This is a genomic window from Rhodanobacter sp. B04, from assembly GCF_002001125.1.
GTDB lineage: Bacteria > Pseudomonadota > Gammaproteobacteria > Xanthomonadales > Rhodanobacteraceae > Rhodanobacter.
Window position 1 is genome coordinate 327,590 of the sequence record NZ_MUNV01000011.1, and the last position, 20,535, is coordinate 348,124.

Here is a 20,535-nt window from a genome sequence, read left to right on the forward strand (position 1 = left end):
CGCTCACTGCTCCGCTGCGGTGAAGGTTCCGGCATGTGCCCGGGCCACGAGTACCGCCACCGCGCAGGAGGCGATGCGTGCGCGCGGCGCATCGGCGCGGCTGGTCAGGATGATCGGCACGCGGGCACCCATCACCACACCGGCGGCATCCGCGTCGGCCAGAAAGGTCAGTTGCTTGGCCAGCATGTTGCCCGACTCCAGGTCGGGAACCACCAGAATATCCGCGTTGCCGGCGACCGGCGAAACAATACCCTTCTGGCGTGCCGCATCCATGTCGACCGCGTTGTCGAAAGCCAATGGGCCGTCGACAATGCCGCCCTCGATCTGGCCGCGCTCGGCCATCTTGCATAGGGCAGCTGCATCCACCGTCGAGGGGATCGCGGGATTGACGGTTTCCACCGCCGACAGGACGGCCACGCGCGGCGTCGCCACGCCCAGGATCCGGGCCAGGTCGATGGCGTTCTGGATGATGTCGCGCTTGTCGGCCAGTGACGGCACGATGTTGATCGCGGCGTCGGTGACCAGCAGCAGGCGCGCGTAATCGGGAACATCCATCAGGTAGACATGGCTGAGCCGGCGCGCGGTGCGCAATCCGGAGTCGGCGGCGACCACGGCGTGCATCAGTTCATCGGTATGCAGGGCGCCTTTCATCAACAACCCGGCCTCGCCGTTGCGTACCAGCGCCACCGCCTGCATCGCCGCGGCATGGCTGTGCGGCGCATCGACCAGGCGATAGCTGCCGATCTCCAGGCCGGCACGCTGGGCGGCAGCGCGGATCTTCGTCGCGGGGCCGACCAGGATCGGCACGATAAGTCCCGCCTTTGCCGCCTCGATCGCTGCGACAAGCGATGCCTCATCGCATGGATGGGCAATCGCGGTGGGCATGGGCTTGCCGCCGGTGGCGCGCGCGATCAGTGCATGGAAGCGCGCATGAGCGATGATGCGTATGTCCGGCAGCGTCTCGCACGCAAGGCAGATCTTCTCGACCGGCGCCTGCACGACGGCGGTGCCGAGTATCACGTCCTGACCGTGCTGGTTGCTGCAGCGGCAGTCGAACGTGATGCGGTGCGTCGCCGGATCCTTGTCCCTGGCGACGACACTGACGGTGATCGTGTCATCCAGGCTGACCGGTGCGAGGAAGCGCAGATCCTGCGAAAGATAGATCGTGCCGGGCCCGGGCAGCTGAGTGCCGAGCACCGTGGAGACCAGCGCGCCGCCCCACATGCCATGGGCGATCACATGGTGAAACACATCCGTGCGCGCGTAGGCAGGATCCGTCTCGACGGGGTTCGCGTCGCCCGACATCGCCGCGAACAATTCGATGTCCCGCTGCGCAAGCGTGCGCTTCAAGCTGGCGCTGTCGCCGATGGCGATCTCGTCGAAGGTGCGGTTCTCGACGGGTGGCTGCACCAGGGCAGGCGAAGCATTCATCAGCAGGCGACCTCGACCTCGGAATGGATCAATTCTGCAAGGTCATCGAGGTCGCCCCATTGATCGGCATCAAGTCGACCTCTCGATCAGGCGGACCCATCAATGCCGCATGAACACAGCGATGTCGGCATGACTGAGTACGTGACGGGTTGCACCGCCGAAGATCCACTCGCTGAAACGGGTGCGGCCGTAGGCGCCCATGATGAGCATGTTGGCTCCGGCTTTTTTCGCCGCGGCGAGCAATGCCGCCCCAGCGTCTTCGTCATGGGCGATCAGCAGCTGCTCCTCGGCATGAATGCCGTGGCGCTGCAGGTAGTCGGATAGCTCGAACTCGGGCTTCCAGCTGATCTCGCTCATGGCAACCCGTGGTGTGCCATGCAATACCACCACCCGTCTGGCGCGTGCCAGGATGGGTCTTGCTGCATGGATGGAGCGGATTGCCTCGGGCGATCCGTTCCAGGCCAGGGCAATGCAATCGAGCGACAGCGATGGGGCTTTTCCTGGTGGGACAACGACGCAAGGCAGCTTGCTTGCAAGCACGATCTGGCCGGCCAAGGAGGCGCTTTCCAGCGGCGGATCGGCGGTGCGGTCGAGCACCAGCAAGTCGTGCCAGTTGCCGATGTGTTCCAATGCATGCGATGTATCTCCTTCGGCCACCTGCCAGGCGGCTTTTTGCACGCCGAGCTGGTTCGCCCAGGCGATGAACGGGGCCCGTGCCGCACATGCGTTCTCCTCCAGCTGGCGGGCGCTTTCGACGGCGAACGTCAGCAATTCGGGGGCCTCGTAGGAAGGCATCACCAATGGAGAGGGGACGATGTAGATTCCCGTCAGCGCCGCGTCGAAGGCGGCGGCAAGGTGTGCCGCGTACTCCATGCCAGGCGACCATGATTGGAAATTATTGGCGTAGGCCAGTATGTCTTTCACGTCCTCTCTCCTCGCTGGGTGCAAATGGCCTGGTGAGCCGGCAACGGCATACTCTTGATGCCGGGCGATCGGATTCGACTTGGCCGGCATCGAGGCATCTGCTTCACGAAGCGGCATTTGCCGCCGGTATTCGCCTTTTGAGCCGCGCTCAATGGTGATCAATGAGTCAGAACGCCAACCACGTATACAGATAGAGCGTATTGTTGTCGGTCGCCCTCCGGCCTGCGCCATCCACGTTGTATACGAGCCCGCTGAAACGCGTGTAGAAGGTGTACTGGAGGCCGAAGCGGACATTCACGTAGGGTTCGGCCCAGGAGCTGGCCTGGCCAAACGGGTTCCAGTTCAATTCGGCAACGCCGCCGTTGGTATTGGGGCTGCCGTTGTTGCCGTACAGGGTGACGTCGCGGCTGCCATCGTTGGTGAACGCGCCGAGCGTTGCGCCCCAGGTGTTCTTGTACCAGTAGCTGCCGTTGATGTTGAGGGCATGCAAGGTGTTGTCCAGATTGGAGGATCCACCCGCCGCATAGGTGGCATCCAGTCGCTGGTGTTCGCCCAGATAGAGCGCATTGACCGTGAAGATGTGGTCGCCGCCGCTCAGGAACTGGTAGCTGGCATCTATGCCGAAGTCCCGAAACTTGTCAGTCGGGCCGGGAATCGCCACGGCATCGCCAGCGGCATTGGTGCCCGGCAGGCCTCGCCGCACGTTCAAGGCAAAACCGCCCAGTTCGAGATTCCCGTTGGGAAGGTTCCAGGTGTAGGCGACGCGCGCATAAGGTGTAATGCCGGCCAGGCGTCCATTGAAGTCGCCGTTGACGGCGCGCAGGAAGGATGGCGACAGCGAGCGATACGCGCCCGCTTCGACATACAGCGCACTATCGATCTGCGCATACCCGTTGATGCCAACTACCTGCTGCGCGAGGCCGCCCATCAAGATCGGTGCCGCTGGTGCGCCGGGTGCCAGTTCCGGTCCCGTATAGGGGAACTGCCATGCCGGCGCGGTGTTGAACACGTCGTCGAGGCTCGGGTTGTTGTTGAGCGACACCCCCCAGATGGCGGTGTGGCTGCCGATATTCAGCGTGCGTGCGTAGCGCAGGTCGGAGTTGTCCCACCCGAGCAGGCCGCCGTTCTGCGAATAGGTTGCCTGCGCGAGTGCACCGAGGTGGTCGCTGATCGGGCCTGCGAAGAAGAGCGAAGCCTGCTGCAGCTCGAAGTTGTCATTGCTGCCGAAGCCGCTTGCCGGTGGTGCAGCCTGGGGCTTCCGAGTCTGTGTGAACGATTCAATCAGCATCGCCGACAAAGGCAGCTTGGCATCGTTGCCTACCTTCAGCGTGTAGCCAAGCAACTTGAACTGGCGACCGAACGGGGTCAGCTGGGGTCCGAAGCCGCCCACATGGCAGGCTACGCAGGGTTGATGCGTTTGCCTGGCGAATGCGGGGACGGCTCGGACGCGTGTTGAAAAGAAGATCAGTGCCGCAAGCACACAAAGAATGCATGCCAGCATGATGCCGCTGGTCCGGCCGTGGGAGTCACGAAGGGATGTGCTTTCGACTGCCATGTTCTTCCCCGATGCGTTTACGGTTCGATGCAATACGGCGTGCCCGGGACACCGGGCACGGCGCGAAAGTCGCCGCATGGAAGTCTGCCCCTGGCCAAACAGGGGCGCTTGATCCAGATCAATGAAGCACGGACGCAACGCAAATACCGTGGCCGTCGAGCCCATCGCGAAGCATGGGCCAGCCCTCGTGCGCGAGAGCCCCGGTCAACCGAGTATTGATGGAGAACACCCATGACATATCGCGAAAAAGATCCGGCGTCCCGCCGTCAATTCCTGAAGATGACGGTGGCCATGTCCGCAACGGCCGCGCTGGCAAGCTTTGCCGGGTTTGCGCATGCCGCCGACTTGATGCACGTAACCGACTCCGATCCCACCGCCAAGGCGCTCGGTTATGTCGAGGATGCAAGTGCGACCAAGAACTCGCTGTATAAAGCCGGGAGTACTTGCGCCAACTGTCAGTTCTACACAGGTGCAGCGGGCGGTTATGGCCCTTGTCAGCTGTTCCCGGGCAAGGCTGTCAATGCGAAAGGATGGTGCAGTTCATATACGCCCAAGAAAGCCTGATGCGAACCGCGCGGGGTGTGCGCATCATCTAGACATGGGAGGGCGGTTCGCCCGCAACGCCATTTGCTGGCCAATGCCACGACGCCACCTCCGGCATGTCCTCGCCATGTTCGCTGATATAGAGCTTGTGCCGTTCCATGATCGTCCAGTAGCGTTCGGTGGCCTGTTTGACGTAAGCACCGAACCGGCGCACGCGCATGATGGCGTCCAGCGCTAGCTGATACCGATCGAGGCTGTTCAACACCACCATGTCGAACGGCGTGGTGGTGGTGCCTTCGTCCTTGTAGCCGCGCACATGGATGTTGTCATGGTTGCGCCGGCGATAAGTCAGCTTGTGAATCAGCGCGGGGTAGCCATGGAAGGCGAAAATCACCGGCCTGTCCGTGGTGAACAGCGCGTCGAAATCGTGGTCCGAAAGTCCGTGCGGATGCTCCGACTGCGGCTGCAGCACCATCAGGTCCACCACGTTGACGACGCGGATGCGGATGTCGGGAATGAAGCCGCGCAACAAGGTCACGGCGGCCAGGCATTCGAGCGTCGGCACATCGCCAGCACAGGCCATCACGACATCCGGATCGCCGCCATCGTTGCTCGCCCATTCCCATACGCCGGCACCGGCGGCGCAATGCCTGGCGGCAGCGTCGATGTCCAGCCACTGCCGTTCCGGTTGCTTGCCGGCCACGATCAGGTTGATGTAGTCGCGGCTGCGCAGGCAATGATCGGCCACCGACAGCAGGCAGTTGGCGTCGGGCGGCAGGTAGATGCGCACGACTTCCGATTTCTTGTTCGCCACGATATCGAGGAAGCCGGGGTCCTGGTGCGAGGTGCCGTTATGGTCCTGCCGCCAGACGTGCGAGGTGAGCAGGTAATTCATTGACGCCACCGGCTTGCGCCAGGGAATATGGCGCGCGACCTTCAACCACTTGGCATGCTGGTTGAACATCGAATCGATGATGTGAATGAACGCTTCGTAGCAGGAGAAGAAACCATGGCGGCCGCTGAGCAGGTAGGCTTCCAGCCAACCCTCGCATAGATGCTCGCTCAACACTTCCATGACGCGGCCATCGGCACTGAGATGCTCATCGACCGGATCGATGTCAGCCACCCATTCCTTGCCTGTAACTTCATAAACCGCATCCAAACGGTTTGATGCGGTTTCGTCCGGCCCGAACAGGCGGAAATTCCGGCTGCCCAGGTTGAGACGCATGACTTCGCGCAGAAAGCCACCGAGTACGCGAGTCGCCTCGGCTTCGACGGTACCCGGCGCATTGACGGCCACGGCATGATCGCGAAAATTCGGCATCACCAACGGTTCCAGCAGATCCCCGCCATTGGCATGCGGATTGGAGCCCATGCGGCGATGCCCGGTTGGCGCGAGGGCGGCGAGCTCTTCGCGGAACTGGCCAGTGCCGTCGAAAAGTTCTTCCGGCCGATAACTCTTCATCCACGCCCCGAGCTGTGCGACGTGTTCGGGTTTGTCGAACTGCGCGATCGGCACCTGATGCGCACGCCAGGTGCCCTCGACCGGCAGGCCATCGACAATCTTCGGCCCGGTCCAGCCTTTCGGCGTGCGGAAGATCAGCATCGGCCAGCGCGGGCGCTCGACCTTTGCACCTACTGCGCGCGCAGCCTGCTGAATGCCCTGGATCCTGGCGAGGATTTCATCGAGCGTGGCGGCAAGATCCCGATGAACGGCGGCCGGATCGCTGCCTTCGACGAAAAACGGCTCGTAGCCATAGCCGCGGAACAAGTCCACCAGTTCCTCACGGCTGATGCGCGCCAGAATGGTCGGATTCGCGATCTTGAAACCGTTCAGATGCAGAATCGGCAGCACTGCACCGTCGCGTGCGGGGTTGAGAAACTTGTTCGAATGCCAACTGGTCGCCAGCGCTCCGGTTTCCGCCTCGCCGTCGCCGACCACGCAGGTGACGATCAGGTCCGGATTGTCGAACGCCGCGCCGTACGCATGTGCCAGCGAGTAGCCCAGTTCGCCACCTTCGTGGATCGATCCGGGGGTATCCGGAGACACATGGCTTGGCACGCCGTACGGCCAGGAAAATTGCCGGAATAGCCGCCGCATGCCATCCCCGTTGCGCTCGATCGCCGGATAGCGTTCGGTGTACGAGCCTTCGAGATAGGTCTGTGCCACCAGTCCCGGTCCGCCATGGCCCGGCCCGGTGATGAAGATCATGTCGAGGTCGTTTTGCTTGATCAGCCGGTTTGCATGCACGTACAGCATGTTCAGGCCCGGCGTGGTGCCCCAGTGACCGAGCAGGCGCGGCTTGATGTGCTCGCGCTTCAGCGGCTCTTTCAGCAGCGGGTTGTCGCGCAGATAGATCTGGCCGACGGACAGGTAATTGGCGGCACGCCAATAGGCGTCCATCTTCTGCAGCTGCTGGGGTGACAAGGGGGTTGGCATGGAGCCTCCGGATGGATCGACGGCATTTCATCGAAAACCGCGCCGATGCTGGCGTGGGTCGCGCTCATTCGCCGGCTCAACTCGGCAGGTGCGCACGAAGCTCGTTGGGGGAGAGCGCAAGCAGGTCGCTGCCGACCTCGGCGACGACGCGCTTCCGCGTCTGATCATCGAGGCGGTCGCGCAGCATGCCGAGGAATCGCGGCGGTGCCATCAACACCAGCTGGTCGTATTGGTTCTCTATGCGTCCTTGCTGAATGGCATCACGCAGCTGGTCGGCAAATTGCATCGCATGCTTTTCGCGCAGCGAGGTATGCGGTTCGATGGCGTGGTGCGCCGAGTTTGCGCTTTCATGAGTGCGTCCCGATCGCCCATGTTCGGGATGCTGCCCCGGAGAGCGGGCATTGGGGTTGGCAAAACACGCGATCTCGGCCAGGTCCGCGCCTTTCCGGGGTATCTCGAACAGGCGTGCCTTGGCGGCATCGGCGACCAGTAGCCAGGTCTTCGACATGTTGGCTTCTCCAAATGACCATGATGGCCACATGGTCAAAGCCTATGACTCCGGCAGGCACGCGCCTTGACGCCGGTCAACAAACGACTACGCGTTCATCGATTCGAAATGCCGGTCCAGCTCGGCTCGTGAAGCGTTGATGAAGCCTTCGGTCATGCCGTAGCCGATTTCGAACCTGTCGTCTTCCAGCTGCTTCATGACCGACCCCGCAAACGTGGCGGCGCTCAAACCAGCCTTGAAATGACCGCGCTTGGCCCGTCCCAGCGGATTGAGTTCGGTATCGACGGCCGGTGGCACGATCTCGAATACCTTGATGCCGACCGGCGACAACTGCTTGCGGATGGCCATCGAGTACGCATGCAGGCCGGCCTTGCTCGCACTGTACACGGGCATTCGCGCAGACGGCACGAAACCCAGGCCCGACGACACGTTGACGATGGCGGCCCGCTTGTTTCTGGCAAGCACCGGGATGACCAGTCCGCACAGGACGATGGCGGCTTCCAGATTGGTCCGAATCTCGTTTTCCCCATTCTGGAAGTCGTCGATGCCATGGGTGAAATCGATATCGCGCTGGATCCCTGCGTTGTTCACCAGGATATTCAGGCCAGGGAAGCGATCTGCCACCCAATCGACCATGTTCTTGCGGCTTTCCTCGCTGGATATGTCGCAGACCCAGGTGTGCAGTGAGGGATGCTGCGCCCTTGCATCGAGCAGGCGTTCCTGGTCGCGTGCACAAATGATGACCTGACTGCTTGCGGCGAGAAAAGCCTCGGCCAGTGCGTAGCCGATCCCTGAAGACCCGCCCGTGATAAGCACGGTGTTTCCGGAGAGATTCATGGCCGATCCGCGTGTCCCGATCCCGATGTTCCGGGATACCCGATCGATTGGGCGAACAATACCCGCTGCTCTTCACGCAACCCCAGCCGCAGTGACAGGCCGGTCCTGTCGCAGTTGTGGAACCATGCGGCCAACCCTGCTGCGGCGCAGAACAGGTAGACGTTGCCGGCGATCATGCCCGTATCGACGAAGTAATAGGATTTCTGCGTCTCCGGGTCGTGCAGCCCGGGTTCGCGAAAACCGGTGGTGTGGGTGAGCCGGTGGATGTCGGCGACATAGATCAGTTGAACCGGAACATCGGCATTCGCGCCGCGCTGGCCAGGTGTCATGGCGCCGCTGCGAAAATCGCCGGTGGCGACAGGGACCAGGACGTGCTCGATCGCCCTGTACAGATAGGCGCCTTCGCCAGTCGCCACATAGATATCGATTTCCTGCGAATTGCTGGCGGAAGCCGCAGTGCGGCCCACCGTGCCGAATGGTCCGTCACTGCGATTCACGCCGCATGCGGCCCACAGCAGATCCGACAAGGTCTGCGTGGGCAACGGGGCCGAGCTCATCTGGCGCGTGGTGCACCGCCGCTGCAGCGCCATGATGACGGAGGTGTCATGGCGATCGCGTAGTGGCTGGGGAAGCTCGACCGTCCACGGCAGCCGGGTGTGCGTTGATGCATCGGTCATGAGCTCATACCGCCTGTAGGTCAATCCAGCCTGATGCGCCACGCACGATCGCGTGCGCCCTGAACAGTTCGAACTCTTGCGCGCCATAAGGACGTGGCAGCTATCGAAGGTCCACCGCCACGGCTGCAGGCAAATCATGCTGCCATTCTGTCGATGGCGAATTGACCGAAATCAACATCCCTCGCGGAGCGCACGCTCGAATGTGCCGCAAGGTTGACCTGGATCAACCCATGGATATGCCTCATTTCTACAGTGGCTACGCATCGATGGCGACCTCCTGCCTCGCATCGAGTTGCATGCATCTGTGCGGCACGTCCGCCTGTGGAACTAGAGGAAGAATCCATGAAAAACGATCGTCAACTTCAAGAAGACATCCTGAGAGAGCTCGACTGGGAGCCCTCGGTGGATGCCAGTCGCATCGGTGTCGAGGTAGCGGAGGGGGTGGCCACCTTGTCGGGCCACGTCGACAGCTATACGCAGAAGTGGGCGGCCGAACGCGCCGCGCAGCGCGTCGCAGGCATCAGGAGCATCGCGGTCGAGCTGGATGTGGTGCTGCCTGGGCCGCATCAACGCAACGACACGGAAATTGCCAAGGCGGCCACGAATGCCATCGATTGGAACGCCTCGATTCCGAAGGATACGGTCAAGCTTGTCGTCGAAAACGGTTGGGTCACGCTTTCTGGCGAAGTCGAATGGGCATTCGTTCGAAATGCGGCGGAAGCCAGCGTCCGCAGCTTGTATGGCGTCAAGGGTGTGGCCAACAAGATCATCATGCGTCCGCGCATCGAGCCGCGTGGCGTCAAGACCAAGATCGAGGCGGCGCTGTACCGTCGCGCACATTTCGATACTACTGGCATCACAGTTGGCGTGAAGGGTGGCACGGTGACCTTAACCGGTGAGGTCGATTCGTTGGCCGAGCGCAGCGCGGTCGAATGGGCGGCGTGGAGTGCACCGGGCGTGCAGAATGTCATCGATAATCTGGTCGTCGCTTAGCAATCCCGGTTGTACGGAAAAAGAGATCACTTCGACGTGGTCTCTTTTTTTGCGTCATTCCGGGTGCCTTCAGGCCCTGTCCATTGCTTCGCTCAAGCTGCGTCAATGCGGGCTCCAGACAGCCTCCAATTGATGGGGGTCAAGTCGCTTTGCCCCGAAGCGGGGTAAACATTGCGGGAAACGCCACTATTGCCAGTCTGAATGCAGATGCCCGCTCAAACCACAGGGTTCGAAACGTTTCCCCGGCCGCGCCTCGAAGCAGGCCACTTGCGTCGGCTCGGCATCGACACCGGGCATGAGCACGTGGTCTACCTCAGCAAGGATTCGCCGATTTGCCGCAGCGAGGGGTTCGGCGCGCATTCACGCCTTGAGCTGCGCGTCGGGATGCAGCGGGTGCTGGCGACGCTGAACATCGTGCGGGAAGGGCTGCTGGGTGTGGACGAAGCCGGGCTGTCCGAGTCCGCATGGCTCTCCCTCTCGCCTGGCCCCGACGAGCGGGTGATCATCGCCCATCCGCCCAGCGTGGATTCGCTGGCTTCGGTACGGGCGAAGATCCATGGCCAGAAGCTGGATGAGGCTGCACTGCACGGAATCATCCGGGACATCGTCGGCAATCGTTATTCCAGCATTGAAATGGCCGCATTCATCACCGCCGCAGGCGCTGATCGCCTGAGCCTTGACGAAGTCGTCGCACTGACGAAGGCCATGGTGCAGACCGGCACGCAGCTGCATTGGCGGCAACCGCTGGTGGTCGACAAGCACTGCATCGGCGGCCTCGCCGGCAATCGCACCACGCCCATCGTCGTGGCGATCGCGGCGGAACTGGGGCTCACGATACCCAAGACATCATCGCGTGCGATTACCTCGGCGGCAGGAACCGCCGACACCATGGCGATGCTGGCGCCCGTCGATCTGGACGAGGCACAGATACGCCGCGTCGTGGAAACCTGCGGAGGCTGCATCGCCTGGGGCGGCGCCATGAACCTCGCGCCCGCCGACGACATGCTGATCCGCATCGAACGGGCACTGGACGTCGACAGTGCGGGGCAGCTGGTTGCGTCCGTGCTGTCGAAAAAAATAGCTGCCGGTTCCACCCACGTGGTGATTGACGTGCCGGTCGGGCCGACCGCCAAAGTGCGCGACCAAGCCGAAGCAGCGGCGTTGGCCACTTTGTTGCGACAATTGGCGAGCGCGTTCGGCTTGCAGCTGCGTGTGTTGATCAGCGACGGCACCCAGCCGATAGGGCGGGGCATCGGCCCCGCGCTGGAGGCGCACGATGTCCTGGCGGTGCTGCGCAACGAACCTCAGGCTCCAGTCGATCTGCGGGCACATGCCCTGACTGTCGCTGCTGCCGTATTGGAGCTGGGCGGTGTGGCGAGCGCCGATTCCTCGCTGGCGATGGCGACAGCCTGTCTGGAGACGGGCAGGGCATGGCAGCGCTTCCAAGCCATCTGCGCCGCGCAGGGCGGTATGCGCACGCCGGGGAAGGCGGACTATCAGCAAGCCGTTCCGGCTGCACGGCCGGGATGCGTGAGCGCGATCGACAACCGCCGCCTGTCCCGGGTCGCCAAGCTGGCCGGCGCGCCCGCCGCGCCGCTGGCCGGGCTCACGCTCGACGCGCATCTCGGTGAAACGGTGGCAGCCGGGCAACCGCTTTTCACGCTCCATGCGCAAAGTCCCGGCGAACTGGCCTACGCGATGGAATACGTATCACGGCATCCCTGCATCGTTTGCGTCGAGGAGTCCTCATGAACACGCTCTATGCCATGCCCGGCAACGAGGCCTTTGCCGAGCTGCTGTCGCTTCATGCGGGCTATCAACGCCGACAGCTGCTGCTGCACCATTTCCCGGATGGCGAAACGCTGGTGCAAATGGCACCGCCAGCTCCAGGCGGTGACGCCGTGATCGTATGCACGCTGGACCACCCGGACGCCAAGCTGCTGCCCTTGATGATGGCGGCGGCGACCGCGCGCGAACTGGGGGCGGCGCGCGTCGGGCTGGTCGCGCCTTACCTGGCCTACATGCGCCAGGACACGCGCTTTCATCCCGGCGAAGCCATTTCCGCCAAGGTCTTCGGCGGTTGGCTGGGTCACACCTTCGATTGGCTGGTCACGGTGGACCCACACCTGCATCGCTACGCGACACTTGCCGAGGTATATCCGCGCATGGCGCACGTCGTGCACGCGGCATCGCAACTGGCCGTCTGGATCGATGCGCATGTGACCATGCCGCTGATCGTTGGGCCCGATTCCGAAAGTGCGCAATGGGTGACCGCCGTGTCCAACCTGCTGTGCGCACCGAGCGTGGTGGCGCGCAAGGAACGTCATGGCGATCGCGATGTGACGGTCCACCTGCCGGAGACGGACAAGTGGCGCGACCACACGCCGGTCGTGCTCGACGACATCATCGCCAGCGGCGAGACCATGGTTCAGACGCTGCGCTGCCTGCGTGGACGGACATCCTTGCCACCTGTGTGCGTGGCGCTGCATGGCCTGTTCGCCGAGGGTGCGCAGGAAAGTATGCTGGCCGAAGGAGCAGGGCTGATTGTCACCAGCAACAGCGTCATCACCAATGCGTCGCAGATAGATATCAGTACGCTAGTCGCCGCAGCGATAATCAGCCTGTGTGAGACCGAAGCAGGCAGCGGGGTAACGGCATGAGCATCGAGAAGATCGTCTACAGCTGCCATGGAGCCGCCAGGGAAGTCACCGGCTCGTGTCACTTGCTGAGTTTCGGCGACCGGCGCGTACTCATCGACTGTGGCCTGTTCCAAGGAGGCCACGAACAGGAACGGGCCAATTTCGAGCCTTTCGGATTCGATCCCGCCAGCATCGAGGTGCTCCTGCTGACCCACGCGCACCTCGACCATTGCGGAAGGATTCCCAAACTGGTCCGTGAGGGGTTTCGCGGACGCATCCTGGCCACGGCGGCGACCCGGGACCTTGCCCGCATCGTAATGCTGGATGCGGCGGGACTGCAGGAAGAGGATGCACGCAGGGCGCAACGCAGCGGTCGGCGCCGCGATGAAGCATCCAGCGGGCCTCTCTATACCTTGGAAGATGCCCTGCATGCCATGGACTACTTTGCCGATCCGGTGGCGTACGACACGGACGTGCCTGTCATCGACGGTGTCCATGCGCGGTTTCAGGACGCCGGCCATATCCTCGGTTCGGCGTCCATCCTGGTCACCATGGAGCAGGCGGCGGAACCACTGCGCATACTGTTCTCCGGCGACCTGGGGAACCCCGGGCGCCCCATCCTGCGCAGCCCGGTTCCCGCACCCGATGCGGACTACGTGGTGATGGAGACCACGTACGGCGATCGACCGCACCGCGCGCTTCCCGATTCCGTCGACGAGCTGTATCGCGCGGTGAAACAGACACTGGCACGCGGAGGCAATGTCATCATTCCGACGTTCGCACTCGAGCGCGCCCAGGAAATTCTCTATTACCTGCATCGAGGCGTCCTGGACGGTCAGCTTTCCGCGCATACGCCGGTCTTCATGGATTCCCCGATGGCCATCTCGGCCACCGAAATATTCCGCCGCCATCCCGAGTGCTTCGACGATGCCTTTCGCAAGGAACTGGGACAAGACGATCCCTTTGCCATGCCGAACCTGCATTTTTCCCGGGACACCGCCGAATCGATGGCGATCAACAGCATCGAGGGTGGTGCGATCATCCTGGCGGGCTCGGGCATGTGTACCGGCGGCCGGGTGCTTCATCACTTGAAGCACAATCTGTGGCGCCAGCACTGCAGCGTGATTTTCGTCGGCTACGCGGCGAATGGCAGTCTGGCCAGGCGGATCGTCGACGGTGCGCGGAGCGTGCGCATCTTCCACGAAGACATCCACGTGAATGCACAGATCTGGACGATCAACGGCTTTTCGGCCCATGCCGATCAAGCCGCGCTGCTGGACTGGCTCGGCAAGGCAAGCCGCAAGCGCGTGCTGCTCGTCCATGGCGAGTACGGGCGCGGCATGCAGGCGATGAAGGCTTGCCTCGAAAAGCTGGGCATCGCCTGCCAGATTCCGCTGGCGCAAGAGGCTGTGGTGCTGGCCGAACCGATAGAGGAACCCGCATCGGGACAGATGCCGGCATCTTGATCTTCTTGATCGCGATCAAGAGGTCGTGGTTTCGATGCTGCCATGGTGGGCTTGCTGGCTCCAGCTGGTCCGGCCGAACCATTCACCGATGCCGAAATCAGGCAACTCGAGTCGGCGTGGCCATCGCACAACGGGCCCGAGGCTTTTCAGCACGTCGCGTCCACCGCCGGCACAACGAACTTGCGAGGCTCATCATGAAAGCACTTGTCTACCTGGGGCCGGGAAAGAAAGCTCTCGAAGAACGCCCGATACCGGAGATTGCGGCCCCCACGGACGCCATCGTCAAAATACTCAAGACGACGATCTGCGGAACGGATCTGCACATCCTCAAAGGCGATGTGCCTACCTGCACGCCGGGCCGGATCCTCGGTCACGAAGGCGTCGGTGTCGTCTCGAAGGTCGGTGCCGGCGTCAGCGCCTTCAAGCCAGGCGAGCATGTGATCATCTCGTGCATCTCGTCGTGCGGGAAATGCGATTATTGCCGCAAGGGGATGTACTCCCACTGCGTCGCCGGCGGCTGGATCCTCGGCAACAAGATCGACGGCACGCAGGCCGAATACGTCCGCATTCCCTACGCCGACACCAGCCTGTACCACGTTCCCGCCGGTGTCGATGAAGAGGCCCTGGCGATGTTGAGCGACATTCTCCCCACCGGCTTCGAATGCGGCGTGCTCAACGGCAAGATTCAGCCCGGATCGACCATCGCGATCGTGGGCGCCGGCCCGATCGGATTGGCGGCGCTGCTGACGTCCCAATTCTATTCGCCGGCGCAGATCATCATGGTCGACCTGGACGACAACCGCCTGGAAGTGTCGCGGCGCTTCGGTGCCAGCGCGACCATCAACAGCGCCGATGGCAAGGCGGCCGACAAAGTGCTGCAGCTGACTGGCGGCCGTGGCGTCGACACCGCGATCGAGGCGGTCGGCGTTCCCGCCACCTTCGAGCTTTGCGAAGAGATCGTGGCGCCTGGTGGCATCATTGCCAACATCGGCGTGCACGGCAGCAAGGTGGACCTGCACCTGGAGCGCCTGTGGGACCGGAACATCGCGATCACCACGCGACTGGTCGACACCGTGTCAACACCGATGCTTCTCAAGACCGTGCAATCGGGGAAGCTCGCCCCGGTGCAGCTGATCACCCACCGCTTCACGCTCGACAAGATCGTGGATGCCTACGAAACCTTCGGCCATGCGGCGCAAACCCACGCGCTGAAGGTCATCATCGAGGCGTAGGCGGCGCATCGGAATTGTCAGGCTGTGCGGCTGTTTCGATCGGACTGCAGTTCCGCCTTGTCGCCGCTTTTTGCATGGGCGCAGCGTGTGCAGGGACAGCATCTTGGCGCCACAGCGAGCGGCCAGGATGCGTTGGCGTCAAGTCCATGCAACACGCAGGAGCGAGGCGCCCACGCACCAGGCGACGATCGCCAATGCGGGCCAACGGGCGGCCAGCAACAAGGTAAAAGCAACTAAGGCGATGGCGAAGTCCGTGGAGTCCCGTATCGCACCAATCCATACGGGATCGTAAAACGCGAAAGCCAGCAACCCGACGACGACGGCATTGACGCCAGCCAGCATGCGGGCGGCTCCGTTTCGTGAGCCAAGCACGCGCCAGAACGGCAGCGCGCCCGAGACCAGCAACATCCCGGGAAGAAAGATGGCAAGCACACTGACCAGGGCGGCAAGCGCTCCACCCCGGCCACCAAGCAGGCGGTCCCCGAGAAAGGCCGACAGCGTGAACATGGGGCCAGGCACAGCCTGGGCGGCGCCATAACCGGAGAGGAAGGTGTCCGCGCCGACCCAGCCAGGGTCGACGATCGCCCGCTTGAGCAACGGCAGAACAACATGACCGCCGCCGAACACCAGGGCGCCGACTCGATAGAACGCACCGGCGACCTGACCGAGCGCTGGCATGGCGGGTGCGATGGTCAGCGCCATCGCCAGCAACATGCCAAACGCGATCAACAACATGCTGCCGGTGCGTCGGCCATAGGGGAGCGCGAACGTCTCGCCTTGCCTTGCCAGCACCTGCCGGCAAAGCCACGGGCCAAGCACGGCGCCCCCCGCAATGACCAGCAGCTGCATCCCGGCACTGCCGCTGATGGCAATCAAGCCGGCGGCGGCTGCCGCCATCAGGGCGCGAGGGCGATCCGGGGTCAACGTGCGCGCCATGCCGAAGACACCTTGAGCGACCACGGCTACTGCGACCAGCTTGAGTCCGTGCACCACGCTCTGTCCCCACGGTCCGGCGAGACGGTCGTCAAACGCCGCAAACACGAACAGCAACAAGGCCGAGGGCAAGGTGAAACAGATGAAGGCAGCGATCGCTCCGAGCCAGCCAGCGCGCAGCAGGCCGATCGAGAAACCGAGCTGACTGCTGGCCGGTCCAGGCAGGAACTGGCACAGCGCAAGGAGCTGTGCAAAGTGTTCTTCGTCCAGCCAGCCACGCCGTTCGACGAACTCGCGGCGGAAATAACCCAGGTGCGCGATCGGGCCACCAAAGGAAGTCAGACCCAGTTTCAGAAATACGGCAGCGACCTCAGCCGCGTTGCCCGAAGATTGGCTTTCGCGAATCGTCATGATGCCGGCCTTGGGTGTGTCCGCCGCCACTGGTCGAACAAAGGGACGACAATGATGCCATCAAATGGTCCATTGAAAGGCCGGATGGTAGGTGATCGATCCGACACCGCCGGCCGCATCGACGGCATCAGGGAAACCCGCCATGGCCGGCCGGATTTCCGAGCCTGGCAAGCGAAGGGCGAAAGCCGCCGATGTGACCTCGACTTGACGGGCGTCAACAAGCGCATGCCGTGCGGTTGCGATAGTGCATCAGCAGTTTTTTGGCTGAACCTGAGCATCCCGATGGACGGAAAGCCGCCATGCCTGATTCGACGAACTGTACAGAAGCCCTTGAAGACCTGTTCGAACCGGCCCTGCTGGGATCGTATTGCCTGAAGAATCGCATCGTGATGGCGCCGCTCACGCGCAGCCGCGCCACCGAGGATGGCGTGCCGACGCCGCTGATGGCAACGTATTATGCGCAGCGTGCATCGGCCGGACTGATCATCACCGAAGGCGTGAACGTTTCGCCGCAGGGCAGGGGCTATGCCTTCACACCCGGCCTTTATGACCATGAGCAGCTCAATGGGTGGCGCGCGATCGTCGATGCGGTGCACGCGCAGGGCGGGCGCATTTTCCCGCAGCTGTGGCATGTGGGGCGCATATCCCATCCCTCGCTGCAACCGGATCATGCGTTGCCGGTCGCCCCGTCGGCCATCCGTCCGGATGCATCTGCCTATACGGCAAGTGGTTATGTGCCCTGCGCCACGCCGCGCGCACTGGCTGCTGCAGAGATCCCCGGGATCATCGAGCAATATCGCCAGGCGGCACGCCATGCCTTGCTGGCCGGCTTCGACGGCGTGGAGATCCATGCCGCCAATGGCTACCTGCTGGAGCAGTTCCTGCGCGACGGCAGCAATGAACGCAAGGATGAGTATGGCGGATCGATCGAACACCGTGCGCGGTTGTTGCTGGAGGTCACCGATGCGGTCGCCAGCGTATTCGGCAGCTCGCATGTCGGGGTGCGCCTGTCGCCGCTCGGCACCGTCAATGGCAGCGCGCTGGACGGCAACACGGCGGCTGCCTATGCCTATGTCGTGGGCAAATTGAGCGTCTCGCGCATCGGCTACATTCACGTGATCGAAGGATCGCCGCAAGGCCCGCGCGACGTACCGGGCGGCTTCGACCTGCAGCTGCTGCGGCATCTGTTCAGGGGCGCTTACATCGCAAACAACGGTTACGACCTGAAATCGGCATTGGACGCGCGTCACCGCGAACGTGCGGATTACATCGCTTTCGGGCGCCTCTTCATCGCCAATCCGGATCTGGTGGATCGCCTCAGGACAGGAGCCCCGTTGAACGTCCCGGATCGAGCCACGTTTTTTGGCGGCGACGCCAGGGGTTATACGGATTACCCGTTCCTGTCGGCGACCGCGACCAGTCGCTGACCGGGGCAAGCAAAGTCATCCAGACTCACGTTGACGATCAAGTTGGATCGTCCAGGCGACAAGGAGCATGGGCACGAGCCACAGATAACCTTGTCGGTTCGCTCAAGCAAACGCTGAACATATTGCTTCGTTGCGTCAGCGCGTCATGTTTCACAGGGCTAAACGCAGCGGTGATCATTTGCCGTGAGGAATTGCGATATGGATATTTCCGATCTGCTCGCGACCATGGCGGTCGAGCACGCGTCCGATCTGTACTTGAGCCATGGAGCGCCACCGGCGATCGTCGTCGCAGGCGTCCAGCGCTTCATGGGCGACAAGGCGCTTACCCCCATCGACACGCATGCCATCGCCTATTCGGTGATGAACGATCAGCAGCAAAAGGACTTCGAATCCACCCTTGAGATGAATCTCGGCATCGCGCGGGCAGGAGTTGGCCGTTTTCGCGTGAACATTTATCGTCAGCGGGGCGAGATCGCGATTGCGATCCGCTACATTTCCGTTGAAATTCCTTCGATCGACAGCTTGCGGTTACCGGCGACCTTGCGCGATTTGGTGATGCTCCAGCGCGGCCTGATTCTGGTAGTGGGAGCCTCCGGCTCGGGCAAGTCGACTACCCTCGCTTCGATGCTCGATTATCGAAATCGAAGTCATGCCGGTCATATCCTCACCATCGAGGATCCGGTCGAATATCTGCATGAACACCATCAGTCGATCATCGATCAGCGAGAGGTCGGCTTCGATACGTTGAACTATGCCAACGCGCTGCGAAACGCCACGCGTGAAGCGCCCAACGTGATCATGGTCGGCGAGATCCGCGACCGTGAAACCATGCAGCAGGTGATTGCCTATGCGGAGACCGGCCACCTGTGCCTGTCGACGTTGCATGCCAACAACGCGAATCAGACGCTGGACCGCATCCTCAGCTTCTTCCCCGACACCGCGCAGCACCAGTTGCTGATCGATCTTTCGCTCCACCTGAAGGCCGTCGTCTCGCAGCGGCTGTTGCACGCGGTCGGCGGCACGCGCGTCCCTGCAGTCGAACTGCTGCTGGTCACCGCCTACATTTCGGATCTGATCGAGAAGGGCGAGATTGCAACGATCCGCGAGGCCATGAAGCTGACCAACGAAGTGGGCATGCAGACCTTCGATCAGGCACTGTATAAGCTCTATGCCGCCGGCACGATCGGTTATGCCGAAGCGCTCGAACACGCCGATTCGCGCACAGACCTGGCTCTCCATGTTCGCCTGCAGGGGCCCGTTCCACACGAAAGCGCGCGCGGGGTTGTCGAAGGTGCGGATGTGCCGCTGTCGTTGCAGCTGGGCAAGTGAATACGCCCATCGCGACGGCATACGTCTGTCCGATATCCCGTTCTCTGCCGCTGACTTTCGCCCGGTAGCGTGACGGTTTTGTGCCTGGGGCATTCCATGGACCCGATAGATACCAGCACAGCCATTGCAGCTCGGCAAAGAGCGGAAGCTTCCGCGGAGGAGCGGCGGCTGCGCCTGGTGATCGAGGCTGCGCCCAATGCGATGGTCATGGTGGATCGACACGGAACCATCATCCTGGTCAACACGCAAACCGAAAGGCTGTTTGGCTATTCGCGCGCCGAGTTGCTCGGCCAGACCGTGGAAATGTTGGTGCCCCAGCGCTTTCGCGCCAACCATGCAGGTTATCGAGACAGCTTCTTCGCTCATCCGGATGCCCGCTCCATGGGGGCCGGTCGCGACCTCCATGGCCTGCGCAAGGATGGCGGTGAAGTGCCGATCGAGATCGGCCTCAATCCATTGCAGATGCCCGAAGGCGACTGCGTGCTGGCCTCGATCATCGACATCACCGAACGCCTCAATGCCGACAAGCTCTTTCGCGCGGCACAAGCGGACAGGCTACGGCAATCGATTCTCGACAGCCTGCCATTCAGCACGATCGCCACCGATGTCGACGGACTCATCCTCAGCGCGAATCCGGCAGCCGCGCGCCTGCTTGGATATGAACGGCGGGAACTGGTCGGACACCCCATCCTTATGCTGCACGACGCAGGCGAGCTCGAGCGCCGCGCGATTGAGCTGTCCCAGCAAGGCGGCGGTGTCATGCCACCCGACTTTCAGGCCATTGTCGCATCGGGTAGCCTGGGCACGGTCGACGAGCGCGAGTGGACCTATCTCTGCAAAGGCGGTGCGCGGCTTCCGGTCAACATCGCCATCACCACGCTGCGCGACGATGCCGGCAAGGTAAACGGCTTCCTCGCGGTGGCCTATGACATTACCGCGCGCATGCGCGCCGAGGCGTCTATCCGCCACATGGCGCATCACGACGCACTCACCGGATTGCCCAATCGTGTCCTGTTGCTGGACCGCCTGGAAATGGCTATCCACCTGGCGGAGCGTCACAAGACTGTTGAGTTCCATCCAAAACTGAGCCACTTCGCCGGGTGATTTTCGTCGAAATTTGAGCCACCTCCTACCACCCTCCGCTCACAGCACGAGCGGGAGCAACAGGAGTGATCGACGTGGCCCTATTG

General features: G+C 62.6%; 17 protein-coding genes. 9 read left to right on the forward strand and 8 right to left on the reverse strand.

The features are described from left to right. Window positions 1-3 precede the first annotated feature (3 nt). The 3 genes from B0E46_RS10870 to B0E46_RS10880 all read right to left on the reverse strand — a co-directional run bounded on the left by B0E46_RS10870 (window position 4) and on the right by B0E46_RS10880 (window position 3,745). Window positions 4-1,431 (reverse strand): bifunctional enoyl-CoA hydratase/phosphate acetyltransferase, encoded by a 1,428-nt coding sequence (locus B0E46_RS10870; RefSeq protein WP_077555783.1) that lies wholly within the window; start codon window positions 1,429-1,431, stop codon window positions 4-6. A gap of 99 nt (window positions 1,432-1,530) precedes the next feature. After that, window positions 1,531-2,355, reverse strand: a complete 825-nt coding sequence (locus tag B0E46_RS10875; RefSeq protein WP_077555784.1) for a universal stress protein — start codon at window positions 2,353-2,355, stop codon at window positions 1,531-1,533. Window positions 2,356-2,521: 166 nt separating this feature from the next. Next, on the reverse strand, window positions 2,522-3,745 hold the full coding sequence (locus B0E46_RS10880; protein WP_077555785.1) for a cytochrome C: 1,224 nt from the start codon (window positions 3,743-3,745) through the stop codon (window positions 2,522-2,524). 396 nt (window positions 3,746-4,141) lie between these two features. Here B0E46_RS10880 and B0E46_RS10885 point away from each other — a divergent pair, with 396 nt between their 5' ends. Continuing rightward, entirely contained in the window at window positions 4,142-4,474 is a 333-nt protein-coding gene (locus B0E46_RS10885; protein ID WP_077555786.1) for a high-potential iron-sulfur protein, read from the forward strand. 28 nt (window positions 4,475-4,502) lie between these two features. Here the strand turns inward: B0E46_RS10885 and B0E46_RS10890 are convergent, their stop codons facing one another. From B0E46_RS10890 to B0E46_RS10905, 4 genes are all read right to left on the reverse strand, one after another. Next, on the reverse strand, window positions 4,503-6,893 hold the full coding sequence (locus B0E46_RS10890) for a phosphoketolase family protein (RefSeq protein WP_077555787.1): 2,391 nt from the start codon (window positions 6,891-6,893) through the stop codon (window positions 4,503-4,505). Window positions 6,894-6,969: 76 nt separating this feature from the next. Further along, window positions 6,970-7,401 carry a host attachment protein gene (locus tag B0E46_RS10895; RefSeq protein ID WP_168171185.1) on the reverse strand — a complete coding sequence of 144 codons (432 nt, stop codon included), beginning with the start codon at window positions 7,399-7,401 and terminating at the stop codon, window positions 6,970-6,972. A gap of 87 nt (window positions 7,402-7,488) precedes the next feature. After that, entirely contained in the window at window positions 7,489-8,238 is a 750-nt protein-coding gene (locus B0E46_RS10900; RefSeq protein ID WP_077555789.1) for an SDR family NAD(P)-dependent oxidoreductase, read from the reverse strand. Beyond that, window positions 8,235-9,053 (reverse strand): nitroreductase family protein, encoded by an 819-nt coding sequence (locus tag B0E46_RS10905; RefSeq protein WP_077555790.1) that lies wholly within the window; start codon window positions 9,051-9,053, stop codon window positions 8,235-8,237. Before B0E46_RS10905 ends, B0E46_RS10900 begins: the two co-directional genes overlap by 4 nt. A gap of 204 nt (window positions 9,054-9,257) precedes the next feature. Here B0E46_RS10905 and B0E46_RS10910 point away from each other — a divergent pair, with 204 nt between their 5' ends. The 5 genes from B0E46_RS10910 to B0E46_RS10930 all read left to right on the forward strand — a co-directional run bounded on the left by B0E46_RS10910 (window position 9,258) and on the right by B0E46_RS10930 (window position 15,245). Further along, entirely contained in the window at window positions 9,258-9,908 is a 651-nt protein-coding gene (locus tag B0E46_RS10910) for a BON domain-containing protein (RefSeq protein WP_077555827.1), read from the forward strand. A 267-nt stretch (window positions 9,909-10,175) separates the two neighbouring features. Continuing rightward, window positions 10,176-11,660: a thymidine phosphorylase family protein gene (locus B0E46_RS10915; RefSeq protein ID WP_254425120.1), complete on the forward strand. Its 1,485-nt coding sequence runs from the start codon at window positions 10,176-10,178 to the stop codon at window positions 11,658-11,660. Next, on the forward strand, window positions 11,657-12,568 hold the full coding sequence (locus B0E46_RS10920; RefSeq protein WP_077555792.1) for a ribose-phosphate diphosphokinase: 912 nt from the start codon (window positions 11,657-11,659) through the stop codon (window positions 12,566-12,568). The genes B0E46_RS10915 and B0E46_RS10920 overlap by 4 nt, the downstream gene beginning before the upstream one ends. Next, on the forward strand, window positions 12,565-14,013 hold the full coding sequence (locus B0E46_RS10925; RefSeq protein ID WP_077555793.1) for an MBL fold metallo-hydrolase: 1,449 nt from the start codon (window positions 12,565-12,567) through the stop codon (window positions 14,011-14,013). Before B0E46_RS10920 ends, B0E46_RS10925 begins: the two co-directional genes overlap by 4 nt. Window positions 14,014-14,129: 116 nt before the next feature. Further along, window positions 14,130-15,245: a zinc-dependent alcohol dehydrogenase family protein gene (locus tag B0E46_RS10930; protein WP_254425121.1), complete on the forward strand. Its 1,116-nt coding sequence runs from the start codon at window positions 14,130-14,132 to the stop codon at window positions 15,243-15,245. Between the two features lie 138 nt (window positions 15,246-15,383). On the opposite strand, the gene chrA is transcribed toward B0E46_RS10930, so the two are convergent. After that, complete coding sequence (gene chrA / locus B0E46_RS10935; protein ID WP_077555828.1) at window positions 15,384-16,589, reverse strand: chromate efflux transporter; 1,206 nt, start codon at window positions 16,587-16,589, stop codon at window positions 15,384-15,386. 299 nt (window positions 16,590-16,888) lie between these two features. Between chrA and B0E46_RS10940 the strand changes: the two genes are divergently transcribed. The 3 genes from B0E46_RS10940 (at window position 16,889) to B0E46_RS10950 (ending at window position 20,449) form a co-directional block, all read left to right on the forward strand. Next, entirely contained in the window at window positions 16,889-18,016 is a 1,128-nt protein-coding gene (locus tag B0E46_RS10940; RefSeq protein WP_077555795.1) for an alkene reductase, read from the forward strand. Window positions 18,017-18,214: 198 nt separating this feature from the next. Next, on the forward strand, window positions 18,215-19,345 hold the full coding sequence (locus tag B0E46_RS10945; RefSeq protein ID WP_077555796.1) for a PilT/PilU family type 4a pilus ATPase: 1,131 nt from the start codon (window positions 18,215-18,217) through the stop codon (window positions 19,343-19,345). Between the two features lie 96 nt (window positions 19,346-19,441). Beyond that, complete coding sequence (locus tag B0E46_RS10950; protein ID WP_077555797.1) at window positions 19,442-20,449, forward strand: PAS domain S-box protein; 1,008 nt, start codon at window positions 19,442-19,444, stop codon at window positions 20,447-20,449. Window positions 20,450-20,535 lie beyond the last annotated feature (86 nt).

Coding starts and splice junctions, on each gene's coding strand:
- B0E46_RS10870 (WP_077555783.1), bottom strand. CDS start 1,431: ATGAATGCTTCGCCTGCCCTGGTGCAGCCACCCGTCGAGAACCGCACC.
- B0E46_RS10885 (WP_077555786.1), top strand. CDS start 4,142: ATGACATATCGCGAAAAAGATCCGGCGTCCCGCCGTCAATTCCTGAAG.
- B0E46_RS10890 (WP_077555787.1), bottom strand. CDS start 6,893: ATGCCAACCCCCTTGTCACCCCAGCAGCTGCAGAAGATGGACGCCTAT.
- B0E46_RS10895 (WP_168171185.1), bottom strand. CDS start 7,401: ATGTCGAAGACCTGGCTACTGGTCGCCGATGCCGCCAAGGCACGCCTG.
- B0E46_RS10900 (WP_077555789.1), bottom strand. CDS start 8,238: ATGAATCTCTCCGGAAACACCGTGCTTATCACGGGCGGGTCTTCAGGG.
- B0E46_RS10905 (WP_077555790.1), bottom strand. CDS start 9,053: ATGATTTGCCTGCAGCCGTGGCGGTGGACCTTCGATAGCTGCCACGTC.
- B0E46_RS10910 (WP_077555827.1), top strand. CDS start 9,258: ATGAAAAACGATCGTCAACTTCAAGAAGACATCCTGAGAGAGCTCGAC.
- B0E46_RS10920 (WP_077555792.1), top strand. CDS start 11,657: ATGAACACGCTCTATGCCATGCCCGGCAACGAGGCCTTTGCCGAGCTG.
- B0E46_RS10925 (WP_077555793.1), top strand. CDS start 12,565: ATGAGCATCGAGAAGATCGTCTACAGCTGCCATGGAGCCGCCAGGGAA.
- chrA (WP_077555828.1), bottom strand. CDS start 16,589: ATGACGATTCGCGAAAGCCAATCTTCGGGCAACGCGGCTGAGGTCGCT.
- B0E46_RS10940 (WP_077555795.1), top strand. CDS start 16,889: ATGCCTGATTCGACGAACTGTACAGAAGCCCTTGAAGACCTGTTCGAA.
- B0E46_RS10945 (WP_077555796.1), top strand. CDS start 18,215: ATGGATATTTCCGATCTGCTCGCGACCATGGCGGTCGAGCACGCGTCC.
- B0E46_RS10950 (WP_077555797.1), top strand. CDS start 19,442: ATGGACCCGATAGATACCAGCACAGCCATTGCAGCTCGGCAAAGAGCG.